The following is a 17275-nucleotide window of genomic DNA, read 5'->3' on the forward strand; positions in this document are numbered from 1 at the left end:
CGAGTCGCCGGTCCGGTGTTCATACGGGTGACGCTACTTGATCACGCAGGGAAGCGACAAGGGCGTTTTCGAGCCGCCCGCCCTCGTCGCTTCTCCGCGTGCGTCACGTGAGCGCGTGGAGCACGCCCTGGGCCCTCGCCGTGAGTTCCGCCGCCTCGGGACCTTCGTACGAGCCGAGTTCGGCGACACACGCCGTCATGCGGGCGACGGCGTCCTCCGCGCGGCCCAGCTCCTCCTCCGTCCACGCCGCGTAGGCCAGGCACTGGAAGCGCTCGGCCAGGGCGTCCGTCCCGAACGTCGCGTAGAGGCCGGCCGCCCGGTCCAGAAGGGTGACGACCTGTTCACGGATCGCGCGCGCCTCGGACGAGGTCGTGGCCTCGGCCTCCCCCGCGCCGGATTCCTCGTCCTCGTGCTCGTGCCGGTCCTCGGGCAGGGTGTCCTGGAGGAGTCGGGCCAGCTGCTGCCAGGTCTGAGCCTGCTCGTACCGCAGGGCGGGCTCGTCGGAACCGTCGACGACGGACGCGGCTTGTTCCATCAGGGCACGCGCGCGGACCGGACCGTCTTCGGTCGACTCGTCGTCCACGGCCAGCCAGGCCAGCGAACGCAGCAGCCGGGCCTCCGCCGTCGGGTTGCCTCCGGTCCGGCGCCACAGTTCGAGGGACCGCTCGTAGGCGGCTTCGGCCTCGCGGGTCAGTCGTGCGGCGGCGAGGGCCTCTCCGGCGGAGTGGGCGAGGCCGGCCTCGAACCCGGGCTCGTCCCAGCCCTTGGCCGTCTCGGCGGCCAGCAGGTACTGCTCGGCGGCCGCATGCGGGTCGTGCAGCTCCCGCAGGAGCCCACCGAGCATCTCCCTCGCCTGTACGCCTTCGGGCTCGCCCTGCTCCAGGAGGTCGGGCAGCGCGGACTGGAGCACCTCCGCCGCCTCTGCGGTCCGCTCGGCCGCGGCGTAGGCCCGGGCGAGGAGCAGGCGCGCCCTGGCCCCCGCGGTCGCCTCGAGTCCGGCCTGGTCGAGCCAGTGCGTCGCGTCGAGGGCGTGCAGGACCGCCTCCTGGGCGCCGTCGCGGCCCTGGCGCAGGAGGACGTCCGCGAGGGTGAGCCGTACGCCGGCCTGCTCGGCCCCGTCGGTCAGTTCGGCGGCGTGGCCGAGGGCGGCACGGGCCTCGGACTCGGCGGCGGCGAGGTCGCCGTGTGCGGCCAGGACGCTCGCCCGCAGCGCCAGCGGCTCCACCGCGTCCCACGGCTGGTCGGCCGCGATCAGCCGTCCTGCCGCCGAGGCCAGCAGGATGCCCGCCCGGTCGAGGTCGTGCTCCTCCAGGGCCAGCCTGGCGAGCGTCACTTCGCTGTCGGCGATCAGGTCGGCGATGCCGCCCGCTCCGGCGGTGCGGGCGGCGGGCTCGTCACCGTGCTCCGCGACGAGGCGTGCGAGTGCGGCACCCAGGTGCGCCGTCCCCGAGGGCGGCGCGGCCTCGTCCGCGGCCCGCTCGCTCAGGTGTGTCCCGATGCGGAGGGTGGCGAGTTCGGCCGCGAGGAGGCGTCGGGTGCGCTCCGGGTCGGTGTCGTCCAGCTCCCGGGCCGCTTCGGTCGCGGCCGCGAGCAGGGCCCGTATCTCCTCGGGTTCGGCGCCGTGCCGGGCCGCGCATCCGGCGACGCCGAGCTCCGCGTGGGCTGCCCTGCCGAGGTGTCCGGCGGCCCGGTAGGCCGCGGCCGCCTCGACGTACAGGTCGGCGGCCTTCGGGTCCTCGGCCTGAGCGGCGAGGACGGCCCGGTGGGCGAGCAGGTCCGCGGCGAGCTCCGGGTCGGCGTCGGTCGTGGCTTCTCCCCCGGCCGCGGCGAGCTCGGCCACCTCGGCCCACAGCCTGTCGGCGGACGGGTGCCCCTGCTGCCGGGCCGTGCGGGCGTGGGCGAGGAGCGCGGGGAAGTCGGGCTCGGCCGGGGCGGGTGCGGCGCCCCGCGCGGCACGATCGTCCTGGACGCCCGCGTCCTGCCCGGGGCGCGGGGCGGGGAGGGCCGCCGACACCAGCCGCACGTTGCGGACGCCCAGGGGGAGGGTGTCGGTCACGGGCCGGCGGGCGATCCGGTCGACGAGCCGCTGGGAGACGAGGGATGTCCCGTTGCGGGCGTCGAAACGGGCGGCGATGTCGGTGGCTTCGCCGTACAGGAGGTCGTACAGCTCCCGTGCGGTGCGGTGCGTGCCCGCGTAGGAGACGGTGGGCCGGTCCCCGTGCCCCAGGTCGGTGAGCCTGCGGAGCAGGACGAGGACGCCGCCGGAGAACTCCATCTGCGACTCGACGTCGGCGAGTGGGCCGAGGTGGGCTGCGTGTTCGGCGAGGATCTCCAGGCCGCGCGACTCGTTGCCGGTGAGGGCGCAGAACTCGATGTGTTCGCCGACCGAGCGGAGCAGGCTCTCCTTGCCCCGGGCCATGCGGTAGCCGCGGAGGTGGTACGAGCGGGCCTCGTCGGTGCGGCCGAGGCGGACCAGCGGGAGCAGGGCGTGGGCGAGCACCCGGTGGGGCTCCTCCATGCAGGACATGCCGTCGGCGAGGACCGGCTGCCACACCTCGATCGCCTTGGCGTCGTCGCCCTTCCGGGCCCAGTACCAGCCCTGGGTGTTGATCTCGCAGGCGTGGCAGTCGCTCATGGCGTCGCGGTCGGCGGCCGCCCAGCCGGTGATGGCGCGCTCGGTCCTGGCCTCGTCGCCGATGGCGTCGGCGAGGTGGAACTCGGCCTGCCGGACGGCCCGTTCGCTGTAGCCGGCCAGCCGGTAACGGCGTTCCATGTCGGTCAGCCAGCCGTCCACCGCGGTGAGCGGGATCTCGGGGGACTCGACGATCCGGCCGGCCACCCATTTGAAGCGCCAGAAGAGCCGGTGGACCTCGTGGGAGGCGAAGGAGCCGGGGTCGCGGTCGTACTCCTGGAGCAGCCGGGCGAAGGGGACGACCATCTTGGTGCGTTCGGCGCTGTACTCGTAGGCCTCGATCTGGCAGACGAGCGCGGCGCGGAAGAGCTGCCGGTCGCCGGTGGCCTCGGCGGCGGCGCCGAGCGTCTCGGCGTGGACGTTGCGCGCGGCTCCGTAGGGCGCCCTGGCGTTCTCGGCGAGGCCGCGGCGGATCTCCTCGGATGTCATCGTGGTCACGGCTGGTTCTCCTCGGTGCTCGCGGGGGCGGTCGGGTGGGTGGCCCATTCCAGGAGCCCGAGGAAGGCCCGGTTGAGCAGGGTGGAGTCGGCGGGGCGCAGGGGCCGCTGGGACATCAGCAGGGCCTGGCCGTAGAGGGACTCGACGGCGGTGCCGGTGAGTTCGGCGTCGGGCAGGCCGGCGATCCGGCGGATCAGCGGGTTGTTGTGGTTGAGGACGAGCCGGGCGCGGGGTGCCGCGCCGCGCAGCGAGCCGAGGATGTCGCTCCACAGCGAGTCGGCGTTCTCCTGGGCGGTGGCCCGGTCGCGTTCCTGCCGTGCCTGGCGGTCGTCGAGGTACAGCGCGGGCACGCCCACCGGCTGGAAGGCGCGCAGCGCCACGTCGCAGCCGTGTGGGTCGAGGCGGGTGCGGGCGGTGGCGAGGAAGGGGGCGAGGGCCAGCTCGGCGGCGGTGGGCACCGGGTCGAGGCGGTCGGTGACGGCGCCGGCGTCGAGTTCGGTGACCTTCACCCCGGGCCGCACGGTGGGCAGCAGGGCGAGCAGCTCGGCGTCGTAGGTGTAGCCGGCGTTGACGACGCCGAGGCCGTGGGCGGCGGCGATCGGGGCGATCTGCCGGAACTCCTCGACGGTCCGGGTGAAGTGGATCTCGTCGTGGGCGGCGGCGAACTCCTCCAGGCCCACGTCTCCGTCGCTGGTCTCGAAGGGGAGCCAGGGCAGCATGAGCTCGAAGAGCTCGGTGTCGTGGCGCGCCAGGGACTTCACGCCGAGGTGGTGGACGCCCAGGAAGGCGGAGAGTCGCCGCGGGTCGCCGGCGGCGAGTTCGGCCAGCCACTGCCGGATGCGGGCGCCGAGCGCCTCGCGGACGGCGGCGAGGGTCTCGTCGTCGTACAGGTTCTCCCGCGAGGCGGTGGGGCGCAGCGTGTCCGTGTCCACGACGGCCCGTACGAAGAAGGCCCATTCGGGCAGCAGGTTGCTCGCGTGGTCGGTGAGCAGCATGCCCTTGAGGTAGGTGCGGTGTCCCGCCTTGTGGGCGGGGCTGGTCGCCTCCGGGAGCACGTACGCCACTCCGCGTACCCCGGCGACCGGGAGGTCGAGGTCGATGGTGTCGAGCGGGGTGAACCCGAAGACCTGGGCGCAGTGGCCGGCGAGCGCCACGCGGCGGGAGGCCGGGGTGGGGTGGGGGCGGTCCCAGGCGGCCGGGCGGTCGGTGACCGTGCGCTCGACGGCGTCCGGACCGGCGAAGGTGATGTCGTACGGGAGGAGGGAGCCGAAGTCGCGGGCGAGTTCCTCGACGCGCGACGGCTCCGTCCATTCGCCGACGCCGGGGCGTGCCTCCAGGTGGACGGTCGTGCCGGGCTCGGGACGGGCTTCGTCGGGCAGGGTCCTGACCGTGTACGAGCCGTCGTCGGAGGCGAGCCACTCGACCGGTGCGGCCCACGGGGTGCGGGCGGAGCGGGTGACGACCCTGATCCGTCGTGCGACCACGAAGCAGGCCAGCAGGCCGATGCCGAACTGGCCGAGGAACTCGCGCCGGGCGGACTCGATGCCGTGCTCCCCGCCGCGCTTGGAGCTGCGGCCGATGGTGGCGAGGAGGGTGTGCACCTCGTCGGTGGTCAGTCCGATGCCGCTGTCCTCGATGGACACGGTGCCGTCGGCGGCGCGGAGCCGGATGCGGATCTCCGCGACCGGGTCGAGGGCCTGGCGGGCGGTGACGGCGTCCACGGCGTTCTGCAGGAGCTCGCGGACGTACACCCGGGGGCTGGAGTAGAGATGGTGGGACAGCAGGTCGACGAGTCCTCGCAGGTCGACCTGGAACGTGCCGGCGTCCGGGGTCCGCTCGTCGTCCGGGGTCGCGGAAGTCATGGTGCATCACCTCGTGTGCGCATGGTGGGACAGGCGACCTCGAGGACCCCCCCCTCATAGATCGCGAACGGAGCACAGCCTAGGGGCGACCTCTGACAAGTGCGCGAGAGATATGCCCGGCCCCGTGCTCACGCGTCCGTCGCCCCCCTGGCCTCGCGCAACGCCGTGTGGACGGACCAGACGACCGAGACCAGCGGAACGGCCACCACGGCGCCGACGATGCCCGCGGCGATCGACCCGGCGATGACCGAGATGGCCACCACGAGCGGGTGCAGCCGCACGGCCCAGCTCATGACGAGCGGGTGGAGCAGATGGCCTTCGATCTGGCCGATCACCACGATGAGGGCGACGACGACGGCCGCCACCAGGGGCCCCTGGGAGGCGAGCGCGACGACGGCGGCGACGGCGAGGGCGATGGGCGAGCCGATCAGCGGGACGAAGGCGGCCAGGAACTCCAGGAGGGCGAGCGGGACCGCGAGGGGGACTCCTAGGAGCCACAGCGCGAGGCCGACGAGCACCGCGTTGATGGCGGCGACCAGCACGATCCCGTGCGTGTACCCGGTGAACGTGCGCCAGGCCGCACGCCCTCCGATGCCCACTCGACCGCGCACCGACCTGGGCAACTGCTCCTGGAACCATCGCCACTGGCGGTCCCCCGAGTGGACGAAGAACACCGCGCAGAACAGTGCGAGTGCCAGCGTCGTGAGCACGGCGACGACGTGACCGGCCCCGCTCAGTGCCGTGCTGACCAGGGTCGACCGGTGGCTGGACAGGAACGAGCCGATCCGGGACTGGAGGTCGGAGAGCGCTCCCGGGTCGAGCCGGAACGGCGGCCGCTCCAGCCAGTCCTCGATCCGGCCGATCCCCACCCGGAACTCGCGCACCAGCGTGGTCCGCTCGCCCGCCACGGCCTCCCCCATCAGGGCGAGCACCCCGAGGACCAGCGCGATGCTGCCGATCAGGGTGAGGGCGACCGCCAGTGGCCGGGGCAGTCCCCTGGCGACCACGTCGGCGACGGGGCGCAGCAGCGCGGTGACGACCAGGCCCAGGAAGACCGCCACGCCGATCTCGTGGAAGCGGCCGAGCACCGCGAACAGGCTGTACACGAGCAGGCCGACGACGAGCACGCGCCAGGCGTAGGCGGCGGCCGTGCGGAGGAAGGGGGTCACCGTCGGTGGTGTGCCTGGTTGCATGGCGTACGACGTACCACCCGCGGCCCACCGGGCCACGCCCCGGCACCGACATTCGCCCGACCGGGGCCCGCCCCGCACCCACGGCGACGGGGCGGGGCGGGCGGACCTGTCGGCCGTCGGTCCGTCGGTCCGTCAGGGCGTGGTGCCCGGGATCTGCTGTGCCTTGGTGTTGCGGTCCCATCCCGAGAACAGGTCGCCGTCGGCGCAGTAGGTGCAGCCGGGGCCGAAGAACATTCCGCGGGCGTTCTCGTCGCCGAGGAGCCAGAAGCGCAGCCAGGCGGTGGTCGGGGCGCGGAAGTCGCCGCCGTCGCCGATGGAGGCGAGGTGTCCGGCGCCGCGGATCTCGCCGTACACGGAGGGCACGTGGTCGGAGTCCCGGTGGAAGGCCTTGACCAGGGCCGGCCACACGGTCAGGTCGTTCTGGCCGGCCAGGTAGAAGACGGGTTCGTCCATCAGGTCGGGGTCGGCCAGCGGCCCGGGCTGGATGGGGACGGCGGTGTCGACGCGCGGGTCGATCGCGGCGTTGATCGCGGCCGCGCCGCCCTGCGAGTGGCCGGCGGAGGCGATGTGGTCGAGGTCGACCTTCCCGTGGAACCGGCTGGCGCTGTCCGCGTTCCGGTGCTCCAGGACGTCGATCCCGGCGCGCATGCTGAGCGCGAAGTTGGACGTGGGGGTGTTGGCGGCGGCGACGATGAAGCCCTGGCTCGCCCAGTGCCGCAGGAGGGAGCTGTAGATGCCGGGGACGGCGCCGGTGCCGTTGCCCCAGATGATCACCGGGTGCAGTTCGCCGCGCTGCCCCATGTTCCGCGGGTGGTAGAAGGTGTGCACGGCCTCGATGTCGACGTCCACCTCGTAGGGGCCGGGCGAGCCCCAGTCGGTGCCGACCGACGGAATCGCGCCGGTCGTCTCCTCGGCCGCGGCGGCGGTTCCCGGCGCGGCGTTCAAGGCCGTCACGACGGCGAGCAGCAGGCCGCCCAGTGCGCGGCCCCATTTCCCTGACATAGGAACTCCTTTACGGATCCGGCACGTTGCGCGTCCTCGCAAGCGTGACCAGCGCAATGATCGAGCCGGGCGGCGCGCCTGTCTGTCCGCAGGAGCCCAGACCTGCCGGAGCCGGGTTGGGCGTCTGCCCAAGCGGGGTGCGCGAGCCTGCTCCGGAACGGCGACCTCCGAAACCCGTCGGCCCGCGTCAGGAACCGATCTCGGTCGTTGGCACTCATGATCCATGCCGAATGACCGCTTCGAAGGAATCCGAGGAATCCCGTGCCCCTGTCGTCACACCGACGTCTGGCCGTCAGCACCACCCTCGTCGCCGCGCTCGCCGCAGGCCTCGCCCCGGCCGCCCCCGCGTTCGCCACCACCCCCGTGCCCGCCTCCGCCGCGGCGCCCGTCCGCACGGCGTCGGCCGCCGTTCCGGCCCCCGACATGGAGGGTGTGTCCGCCGCGCTCGCCGCAGCGATGACCAACGGCGCGCCGGGGGCGATGGCCCGGTACGTCGGTCCCGGCGGCGTCCAGAGCCGGACCGCCGGTGTCCAGGACCGGGTGTCGGGCGCGCCCATGGACATCCACTCGCGTTTCCGGATCGGCAGCGTCAGCAAGACGTTCTCGACCGTCGTCCTGCTGCAGCTGGTCGACGAGGGGAAGCTGGAGCTCGACGCGTCCGTGAACTCCCTCCTGCCGGGCCTGCTCCCCGACGACCGCATCACGGTCCGTCACCTGCTCACCCACCGCAGCGGTCTCTCGGACTACACCGACGCGATGTTCAACGACACCGTGCCGGGCTTCGAGGCGGTGCGGAACCGGGTGTTCAGCTACCAGGAGCTCATCGACCTGTCCCTGAGCGAGCCGCGCACGGGCGAACCGGGCGTGTCGTACAGGTACTCGAACGCCAACTTCGTCGTGGTCGGCATGCTCATCGAGAAGTTCACCGGGCGGCCGGTGGCGGAGGCGTACAAGAAGCGCATCTTCAAGCCGTTGAAGCTGCGCGACACGTCGTACGTCCACCCCGACACGCGCATCAAGGGGCTGCACGTGCGCGGCTACCTGCACCCGGACGCGGCCGGCGACCCGCTCGTCGACTCCACGGAGCAGACGGTGTCGTGGGCGCAGGCCGCCGGGGCGGTCATCTCCAGCCCCGCCGACCTGAACACCTTCACGATCGCCCTGATGCGGGGCCGGCTGCTCTCCCCGGCGATGATGGAGGCCATGACGACGGTCACCCCGACGGACACCACCAACACCCGGTTCTACGGACTCGGTCTGCGCCGTTACGACCTGTCGTGCGGCACCCAGGTGTTCGGCCACACCGGTACCGTGCAGGGCTTCTACACGTACACCTTCGCGACCCGTGACGGCCGGCGCGCGCTGTCCGCCATGGCCAACACCTCGAACCACGGCGTCGCCAACACGGCGCTCGGCGGGACGCTGGAGGCCGCGTTCTGCGGCAAGAAGCCCGCCCCCGCGGCGTCCGCGCGCACCGCCTCGCCCACCAACCCCGCCCTGACCTCGCGTCCGGCGGAGCGGGACCTGCCCGAGCGCCACTAGCCGGGCCGGCCTCCCGGTATCAGGCCTGGTACTCGGTGAGGTCGATGGCGTAGACCCGCAGGGGTACGCGGAAGACCGGGTGGTCGATCTCGCGCTCGGCGGTCATGCCGAGCTTGCCGATGACGTTCTCGGACGCCCGGTCGCTGATGTGGGCGACGGCGACGACCCGGTCGAGCCCGCGGTCCTGGAGTGCGAACTCCAGGACCGCGTGGGCGGCCTCCGAGGCGTACCCCTGCCCCCAGAACTGCCGGCCGAGCCGCCAGCTGATCTCCACCTCGGACATCAGCTCCGGCAGCGCGTCCGGCACGGACAGACCCGCGAGCCCGATCAGCTCGCCGGATCCGAGGAGCTCCACGGCGAAGACGCCGAAGCCCTCGTCGTCCCACTCCTCGTCGTACCGCTCGATGTCCTCGGCGGTCTCGTCCAGGTCCCGCACCGAGCCGTCGCCGACCCACCTCATCACCTCGCGGTCCGCGTTGATCTCGGACAGGGGGACGAGGTCGTCGTCGCTCCAGGGCCGGAGGAGGAGACGGGGCGTACGAATTTCGGTCATGCCTCCATCCTGACGCACGCCCCGAGGCTCCCGAGCCACCGGCCCTGTCCGGTCCGCCGGGACACGGTCCGCCGGGACACGGGCCGCCGGCCCTCCGGGGAGCCCGGTCAGGCCCCGGCGGGCGAACCGGTGAGATCGGACGGGTCGGTGTTGGCTCCGCAGAGGACGGCACAGACCTTCTCGCCCGGCTCCGGGCGGTAGGCGCCGGTCGTCGACCGGTCGTCCGTGGCGAGTGCGGCCAGTGCCGTGGCGGCGGCGTGCTCCACGGCGAGACGCCGGTCGTCCCACAGGGCCCGGCGGACGCGGGTGATCTCGGTGTCGGTGACGAGGACGGAACGGACGCCGTCCTCCTGGGCGGCGCGCAGGGCGGTGGCGGAGACCCGGCGGGCGCCGAGGGAGTCGGCGGCGACCGAGTCGACGGTGACGTCGACGGGGTGTCCGGCGCGCAGGGCCGCGTCGAGGGCGCGGCATTTCTCGGGTTCGACGGCGACGGTACGGACTCCGTGGTGGCGGGCGGCGGTGGCGACGCCGGCGAACAGGCCGCCGCCGCCGACCGAGACGACGATCGTGTCGAGGCCCGGCACCGCCCGGAGGATCTCGTCCAGCAGGGTGCCGGCCCCGGCCGCGATGAGCGGGTGGTCGTACGCGTGGGAGGCCAGCGCGCCGGTCTCGGCGGCGAACGCCTCGCAGGCGGCGAGCGCCTCGGCGTACTCGGTCCCGACGAGGCGCACGTCGGCGCCGTACGAGAGGAGCTTGTCGGCCTTCACCTTGGGGGCGGTGGTCGGCAGGAAGACGGTGGCGGGGACTCCCTGCCGGCGGGCCGCCCAGGCACAGGCGAGGCCCGCGTTGCCTCCGGAGGCGATCGTGACGCCGGTGTCGGGGAGGGTGCCCGCCTCGCGGTGCGCGAGGAGGAAGTTCTGCGCCCCGCGGGCCTTGAAGGAGCCCGTGTGCTGCATGAGTTCCAGCGCGAGGTGGAGCTCGTACGGCTCGGCGCCCGCCTCCGGGCCCGCGACCGTGACGGGCCGGACGTGGCCGCCGATCCGGTCGGCCGCGGTCGTGATGTCGTCGTACCTGAGGGGGTGCACCTGATGCTCCTGGGGAGGCCGGGACGGGACGGTCGTACCGAGGATCCTCTCGCCCTCCCCCGGTCGCGTGAAGCCGGGGGCGACCGTTCCGGCCGGAAATCCTCGGAGGTCCGCGGGACGTCGGATAGCGTCCGGAGGACGCAGCGCCGGCGCCGCCGCGCGCCCTCCGAAAGGACACGCATGCCCCTCGAAGGCGAGTACGAGCCCAGCCCGACGACGTGGGTGCGGAACCAGGTCGAGCTGTACGAGTCCTCCGGCGGGACGAAGGGCACGACCATGCGCGGTCTTCCCGTCGTCCTGGTGACGAACCTCGGCGCGAAGAGCGGCAAGCTTCGCAAGACCCCCCTCATGCGGGTGGAGCACGGGGGCGCCTACGCGCTCGTCGCGTCGAACGGCGGGGCGGTGAACCACCCCGTCTGGTTCCACAATCTGGTCGCCTCCCCCCACGTCGAGCTGCGCGACGGCCCCGACGTCTGGGACATGAAGGCCCGGCTGGTCACCGGCGAGGAGCGCCGCGTCTGGTGGGCGCGCGCCGTCGAGGCGTTCCCCGACTACGCCGACTACCAGCGCAAGACCGACCGCGAGATCCCCCTGTTCGTGGTCGAACCGGTCGGCCGCGCGTAGCCGGTGCCCGCCCGAGGTGCGTACGCGGCGCCGTCAGGACGGGGCCAGCACCGTGAGGAGGTGCGCCACCTCGTGGGCCACGGCGGCGCGGGCGGGGGTCAGGTAGTGGCGGGGGTCGACGGCCGCAAGGTGGTCGGCGAGATGGGTTCGGACGGCCAGGGTGAAGGCCTTGTTGAGGTGTGTGGAGACGTTCACCTTGGTCATGCCGGCGGCGATCGCGGCGACGAGGTCCCGGTCCGGTACGCCTGAGGACCCGTGCAGCACGAGTGGGGTGTCGACGGCGGCCCGCAGACGGACGATCAGGTCGAAGTCGAGGACCGCGTCCCTGGTCAGCATCTGGTGGGCGCTGCCGACCGCGACGGCGAGGGCGTCGACGCCGGTGGCCGCGACGAAGGCGCGGGCCTCGTCGGGGTCCGTCCGGACGCCCGGGGTGTGGGCGCCGCCCTTGCCGCCGACCTCGCCGAGCTCGGCCTCCACCCAGACGCCGTGCCGGTGGCAGTGCTCCACGACCTCGCGGGTCGCCGCGACGTTCTCCGCGTAGGGGAGTTTCGAGGCGTCGAACATGACGGAGCCCAGACCGAGTCCGACGGCCTCGCGGACGAGGTCGACGTTCTCGGCGTGGTCGAGGTGGACGGCGACCGGGGTCTTGGCGGCGCGGGCGATCGCCAGCGAGGCGAGCGCGACCGGCTCCAGTGCGCCGTGGTAGCGGACGGTGTTCTCGCTGATCTGGAGGATCACGGGCCGGTCGGCGCTCGCGGCGCCGGTCACGATGGCCTCGGCGTGTTCGAGCTGGAGGACGTTGAACGCCCCCACGCCCGTGCCCGCGGCGCGGGCGCGGCGGACGATCTCGTCGGTGGGCGTCAGCGGCATGGTCCTGCTCCCGGGGTGCGAACGGTCATGGGGCGGCGGTCAGGCATGGGCGTCGGAGAGGACCACGGAGCGGGTCAGGTTGCGGGGGGTGTCGGGGTTGAGGCCCTGGGCCTCGGCGACGGCCACCGCGAGGCGCTGGGCCCGGACGAGGTCGGCCATCGGGTCGAGGTCGCTCTCGGCGAGGGTGCCGCCGACCTTGCGCACGTCGTCCGCGAGTCCGGCGGGCAGCTCTCCGAAGCCCCAGGCCACCCGGCCCGGTCCGGTGATGCTGATGGGGCCGTGGCGGTACTCCATGGCGGGGTAGGCCTCCGTCCAGGCGCCCGCCGCCTCGCGCATCTTCAGTCCGGCCTCCAGGGCGAGCCCGTAGGTCCAGCCGCGGCCGAGGAAGGTGAACTGCTCGGCGGTGAGGACCTCTTCGGCGAGGGGGGACGCGAGGGCCTGCTCGGCGTCCCGTGCGGCCTCCTCCACGGTGGCGACGCCGTCGGGCAGCGCTTCCTCCGCCTCCAGGTGCGCGCGGAACAGGGCGAGTGCCGTGGTCGCGAAGCGGGTCTGGACGACGGACTCCTCGTCGGCGAAGTCCAGTACGGCGACCTCGTCGGCGAGGTCCATCACCGGGGTCGTGGGGTCTGCCGTGACCGCGCCGGTGGGGACGGTGCCGCGCAGGCGGGTCAGGACGGCGAGGACCTCGCTTGTGGTGCCGGAGCGGGTGATGGCAACGACCCGGTCGTAGCGGCGGCCGTAGGGGAACTCCGAGGCCGCGAAGGCGTCGGTCTCGCCGTGCCCGCCGGACTCGCGCAGCTCCGCGTAGGCCAGGGCCATGAACCAGGAGGTGCCGCAGCCGATCACCGCGACCCGCTCCCCCCGTCGCGGCAGGGCCGCGGAGTGCTGCGGCAGGGTACGGGCCGCCTGGCGCCAGGTCGTCGGCTGGGAGGCGATCTCCAGGGCGGTGCGGGTGGTGGTCATACGACTCTCCTTGCAAGAAGCGTGCGCAATCATGAGCGATATTGCTCGAAGTCAAGGGCATTCAAACAGAAACATGCACCGTCCACCAGGTCCGGCGCGCCCCGACCGATAGAATCGGACGCGCACGAGCGGGAGGGAGGGACGCATGCCCAAACACGAACGGTGGAACACGCTCCTTGAGCTGCTGGCGACCTCGGGAAAGGTCGAGGTCGAGGAGGCGGCGACCGCACTGGACGTCTCCGCGGCCACGATCCGCCGCGACCTCGACGAGCTCGCCGAGCAGCAGTTGCTGATACGGACGCGGGGCGGGGCGGTGGCACACGGCGTGTCGCACGAGCTGCCACTGCGGTACAAGTCGAAGCGGCACGCGCCGGAGAAGCGACGGATCGCGGAGGCCGCGGCCGATCTCGTCGCGCCGGGCGACGTGGTCGGACTCAACGGGGGCACGACGACGACGGAGGTGGCCCGCACCCTGGCGCTCCGGTTCGCGAGCGGCCGGGTCGAGGCGCCCGCCTCCCCGGGAGCGGCGTCCGGAAGCCCCGCCCTGACCGTGGTGACCAACGCGCTCAACATCGCGGGCGAGCTCGCGGTGCGACCGCAGATCAAGATCGTCGCCACCGGCGGAGTGGCACGCCCCCAGACGTACGAACTGGTCGGCCCGCTGACGGCCGGGGTGCTCGGCGAGGTCGTGCTCGACGTGGTGGTCCTGGGGGTCGACGGCGTCGACTCGGCGCTCGGCGTGATGGCCCACCAGGAGGACGAGGCGAACATCAGCCGGCTCTTCGCCGAGCGGGCGAGCCGGGTCGTCGTGGTGACCGACTCCTCGAAGATGGGTCGCCGCGCGTTCGCCCGGATCTGTGGTCTGGACCGGATCGACGTCCTGGTGACGGACACCGGCATCGCACCGGAGACGGTCGCCCAGCTCACCGAGGCCGGCGTGAAGGTGGTCACCGTCTGACGCCATTGGTCCACGGCCGGACCAATCAAGCCCCGGGATTCCCTGGACTCGGGCTGTTAACCCGCTAATTACGGCACAGCCGTATACCTTTAAGCTCGGCTCCCCCATCATGTCTCCGACGTGCCCGCCGGGGCACACCGTGACACGAGAGGCGGGGCATGATTCCCATCAGCCGCAGGGGGTTCGTCGGCATCGGCGCGGGGCTCGTGGCGGGTGCGGCGCTGCCGCCGGTGCCGGCGTCCGCCGCCGCGACGGCGGCCACCGGCACCCTCACCGACGTCAAGCACGTGGTGATCCTCATGCAGGAGAACCGCAGCTTCGACCACTACTTCGGCACCCTGCGCGGCGTCCGCGGCTTCGGCGACCGCGCCGCGGGCAACCTGCCGGGCGGCTGGGGCATGTTCAACCAGCCCAACTGGGGCGGGCGCCACTACCCCTGGAAACTGAGCGACACCCCGCCCGCCGGCGGCGTCGACGGCGAGACCCTCGCGCAGTGCAACGGCGACCTGCCGCACAGCTGGACCTCGCAGCACGCCGCCTGGAACAAGGGGCGCCTCGACAACTGGGTCACAGGCGTGGGCAACACCCGGACCCTCGGCCACCTGGACCGCGGGGACATCCCGTTCCACCACGCGCTCGCCGACCACTACACGATCTGCGACGCGTACTTCTGCTCGGCGCTCAGCGCCACCGGCCCCAACCGCACGTTCCTCTGGAGCGGGAAGATCGACGCCTCCAGCAAGGACGGCGGCGACGAGTCGGGCCTGACCTGGGAGACGTACGCCGAGGCGCTCCAGCGCGCCGGAGTGAGCTGGAAGGTCTACCAGAACGCCCAGGACAACTACGGCGACAACGGCCTCGCGTACTTCAAGAGGTTCACCGACGCGCGGCCCGGGGACCCGCTGTACGACCGGGGCATGGGTTCGGTCCCCAAGGTCACCGGCTCCACTCCGGACGACATCGCCGCGGCGATCCGCGCCGACGTCGTCGCGGGCACGCTGCCGCAGGTGTCGTGGGTGGTCGCGAGCGAGGCGTTCTCGGAGCACCCCTACGCGCCGCCCGGGGACGGCGCGCACTTCGTCGACCTCGTCTACCGCGCCCTCGCGGCCGACGCCGAGGTCTTCGACTCGACGGTGCTCTTCCTCAACTACGACGAGAACGACGGCTTCTTCGACCACGTGCCGCCGCCGGTCGCCCCGCCGGGGACGCCGGGCGAGTACCTGGACGGCGCGCCGATCGGCCTGGGCTTCCGCGTCCCGATGATTGTCATGTCCCCGTGGACCCGGGGCGGCTGGGTGAGTTCCGAGGTCTTCGACCACACCTCCGTGCTGCGCTTCATGGAGACCTGGACGGCGGCCCTCGGAACACCGGCCGCCTGCCCCAACATCAGCGCCTGGCGCAGGAAGGTGACGGGCGATCTGACCGGCGTCTTCGACTTCGCCCACCCGGTGTACGGGGTGCCGGCCGGCCTTCCCTCCACGGCGAAGGTGATCGGTCAGGCCACCTGCGGCCCGCTGCCGAATCCGGCACCGCAGAACAACGCCCTCCCCGCACAGGAGTCCGGCACCCGCCCGGCACGCGCCGTGCCGTACCAGGTGAACGGCAACCTCGACCGGTTCGAGTTCGGCGCCGCGGGCAAGATCCTGGCCTGGTTCTCGATGACGAACCAGGGCGCGGAGGCCAAGCGCGCAGCCCACTTCTCGATCCATCCGCACCAGTACCGCGACACGGCCGCCTGGCAGTACACCGTCGACCCGGGCGGCACGGCCTCGGACTACTTCAACATCGGCCTCGGCTCGGGCTCCGGCAAGTACGACATCTCGATGATGGGCCCCAACCGCTTCCTGCGGCGCTTCATCGGCGACGCCTCCAAGGCGGGCAAGGCCGTGGAGGTGGCGGCCCGGTTCGCGACCGAGCCGGGGACGGGCAGGACGGCGCTGTGGTTCAAGATGACCAACGCCTCGGGCGGTCCGGTCACCTTCACCGTCCGCTCGAACGCCTACCGCTCGGACGGGCCGTGGACGTACACGGTGCCGGCGAACTCCAGCCGTGAGGACTTCTTCAACGCGGTGGCCTACCAGGGCGGCTGGTACGACTTCACCGTCCTGGCCGACATCGACGGGACCTGGTCGCGGCGGTACACCGGCCACATCGAGACCGGGGCGCCGAGCGTCACCGGCTGACCCGCTCCCGCGTGCGCCGGGCGGCCCCTCGGGGCGCCGCCCGGCGTACGTGCGTGCGTCCGCGCACGCGGGCGCAGCACGTACGCGGACGCGCGTGCACGCGGCCGAGGCGGACGTACGCGGCCGTCAGCGGCCCGCCTGCGCGGCCCGGTGGATGGTGGCGTCGAGGAGGGCCACGGCGTCATCGGCCGTACGGCCGGGGGCCCGGTTCCACGGTCCGATCAGGTCGCACCACCCCCGCGATCTGAGCTCGGTCATGATCCACGCCGCCGCCTCGTTCATGGTGTCCGCGCTGCCGTGGCCGAGACGGTGCGCGGCGAGCAGGGCGCCGCACACACAGCGCGCCCCCCGCCTGTCGCGCAGCTTGTACGGGGCGTTCTGCCAGCCCCACTCCGTCAGCACGAGACGGGCGTAGCCGAGGTGGACCGACGGGCGCAGGTCGGCGCTGCCGATGCGGCGCCAGGCGTGCAGACGGTCCGGGAGTACGGCTCCGATGCGGCCCGGCAGACGGCGCTCGGCGGGGAGGGGCGGCGGCAGCGCGTCGAGCGCGTCGGCCACGAGTCTCTCCACCGGCACGGTGAGCAGGTCGCGCCAGCTCTCCGCCCCTGGCTGCGGGCCGTCGGGAGCGAGGGGTACGCCGGGAGCGAAGGGTGCGTCGGGAGCGAGAGGTGCGTCGGTGGTCCAGTCGGTGACGATCCGCTGCCAGGTGGCGCTTTCGTACAGCGCGGCGGCCTCGCGGTCGACGGTGTCGGGGGTGGGCAGGGAGAGGACGGGCGGCATCCGGCGGCTCCTCGGTCGGGGTGGCTCCATCTTTCAGGATGAATGTCGGTTTTGCGACTTTTGCCCTTGAGTGCACACCCGCCAGTCGAGGTCTTTTCCGCCCACTTCCCCATTAACAGAATTACAGTGCATATTCGGACATTAAGCACCTGGTGACGCGACTCACTTTCCCGGCCCCGACCCGGTGATCCACACCCCGCGAGCCATGGGACACACGGAAGTTCAAGAGGCCGGAGGACCGGCCGATCTTGAATTCACCGAATTCCGTGATCCTTTCGCCACGCCACGGGCCGCCGTCCTCTTGTTATCCGTCGCATTGCTGGCCTACGGTCACCTCCATTCGAGTGGATCGCCGAATCCTGCCACCGCTCGAAATACCTCCCTTTTCACCCGACGGCAGGAGCGGGGGACCCACGAATACGCCGGCCCGGAAATCCGGAACGGCTCGGGGTGCAGCCGCGTGCGCGCGGCCGGACACCTCCCGTCCGAACCCGACAGCTCACCCCGCAGGCGCCGGAGAGGAATCCGTC

13 protein-coding genes and 1 riboswitch are annotated in these 17275 nt (G+C 72.7%); of the genes, 4 read left to right on the top strand and 9 right to left on the bottom strand.

Translation table 11 applies throughout. The features are described 5' to 3' along the window. Nucleotides 1-103 precede the first annotated feature (103 nt). The 4 genes from OO54_RS11070 to OO54_RS11085 form a co-directional block, all read right to left on the bottom strand. Complete coding sequence (locus OO54_RS11070) at nt 104-3130, bottom strand: hypothetical protein (RefSeq protein ID WP_033202686.1); 3027 nt, start codon at nt 3128-3130, stop codon at nt 104-106. Next, nucleotides 3127-4992: an HSP90 family protein gene (locus OO54_RS11075; protein WP_033202687.1), complete on the bottom strand. Its 1866-nt coding sequence runs from the start codon at nt 4990-4992 to the stop codon at nt 3127-3129. The genes OO54_RS11070 and OO54_RS11075 overlap by 4 nt, the downstream gene beginning before the upstream one ends. Nucleotides 4993-5120: 128 nt before the next feature. Continuing rightward, on the bottom strand, nt 5121-6185 hold the full coding sequence (locus OO54_RS11080; RefSeq protein WP_033202688.1) for an AI-2E family transporter: 1065 nt from the start codon (nt 6183-6185) through the stop codon (nt 5121-5123). A 132-nt stretch (nt 6186-6317) separates the two neighbouring features. After that, nucleotides 6318-7187, bottom strand: a complete 870-nt coding sequence (locus OO54_RS11085) for a poly(ethylene terephthalate) hydrolase family protein (RefSeq protein WP_033202689.1) — start codon at nt 7185-7187, stop codon at nt 6318-6320. Nucleotides 7188-7448: 261 nt separating this feature from the next. Between OO54_RS11085 and OO54_RS11090 the strand changes: the two genes are divergently transcribed. Then, complete coding sequence (locus tag OO54_RS11090; RefSeq protein WP_033202690.1) at nt 7449-8729, top strand: serine hydrolase domain-containing protein; 1281 nt, start codon at nt 7449-7451, stop codon at nt 8727-8729. A 19-nt stretch (nt 8730-8748) separates the two neighbouring features. Here OO54_RS11090 and OO54_RS11095 read toward each other — a convergent pair whose 3' ends face one another. Further along, nucleotides 8749-9282: a GNAT family N-acetyltransferase gene (locus tag OO54_RS11095; protein WP_033202691.1), complete on the bottom strand. Its 534-nt coding sequence runs from the start codon at nt 9280-9282 to the stop codon at nt 8749-8751. 107 nt (nt 9283-9389) lie between these two features. Beyond that, nucleotides 9390-10367 (bottom strand): threonine/serine dehydratase, encoded by a 978-nt coding sequence (locus tag OO54_RS11100; protein ID WP_033202692.1) that lies wholly within the window; start codon nt 10365-10367, stop codon nt 9390-9392. A gap of 180 nt (nt 10368-10547) precedes the next feature. Between OO54_RS11100 and OO54_RS11105 the strand changes: the two genes are divergently transcribed. Further along, nucleotides 10548-10991 carry a nitroreductase family deazaflavin-dependent oxidoreductase gene (locus OO54_RS11105; protein ID WP_033202693.1) on the top strand — a complete coding sequence of 148 codons (444 nt, stop codon included), beginning with the start codon at nt 10548-10550 and terminating at the stop codon, nt 10989-10991. A gap of 33 nt (nt 10992-11024) precedes the next feature. Here the strand turns inward: OO54_RS11105 and OO54_RS11110 are convergent, their stop codons facing one another. Together OO54_RS11110 and OO54_RS11115 are read right to left on the bottom strand one after the other, a co-directional pair. After that, complete coding sequence (locus OO54_RS11110; protein ID WP_033202694.1) at nt 11025-11861, bottom strand: class II fructose-bisphosphate aldolase; 837 nt, start codon at nt 11859-11861, stop codon at nt 11025-11027. 39 nt (nt 11862-11900) lie between these two features. Next, a complete protein-coding gene (locus OO54_RS11115; RefSeq protein WP_033202695.1) occupies nt 11901-12824 on the bottom strand; it encodes an SIS domain-containing protein in 924 nt (307 codons plus the stop codon). Between the two features lie 145 nt (nt 12825-12969). On the opposite strand from OO54_RS11115, the gene OO54_RS11120 reads away from it, so the two are divergent. Together OO54_RS11120 and OO54_RS11125 are read left to right on the top strand one after the other, a co-directional pair. Beyond that, a complete protein-coding gene (locus OO54_RS11120) occupies nt 12970-13782 on the top strand; it encodes a DeoR/GlpR family DNA-binding transcription regulator (RefSeq protein ID WP_033202696.1) in 813 nt (270 codons plus the stop codon). 158 nt (nt 13783-13940) lie between these two features. Next, nucleotides 13941-15965: a phosphocholine-specific phospholipase C gene (locus tag OO54_RS11125; protein ID WP_033202697.1), complete on the top strand. Its 2025-nt coding sequence runs from the start codon at nt 13941-13943 to the stop codon at nt 15963-15965. A 126-nt stretch (nt 15966-16091) separates the two neighbouring features. Here OO54_RS11125 and OO54_RS11130 read toward each other — a convergent pair whose 3' ends face one another. Next, complete coding sequence (locus tag OO54_RS11130) at nt 16092-16745, bottom strand: DUF6197 family protein (RefSeq protein ID WP_033202698.1); 654 nt, start codon at nt 16743-16745, stop codon at nt 16092-16094. Nucleotides 16746-17085: 340 nt separating this feature from the next. Beyond that, a riboswitch (cyclic di-AMP (ydaO/yuaA leader) is annotated at nt 17086-17271 on the top strand. Nucleotides 17272-17275 lie beyond the last annotated feature (4 nt).

This window comes from Streptomyces wedmorensis, assembly GCF_000716445.1.
GTDB classification, from domain to species: Bacteria; Actinomycetota; Actinomycetes; order Streptomycetales; family Streptomycetaceae; genus Streptomyces; species Streptomyces wedmorensis.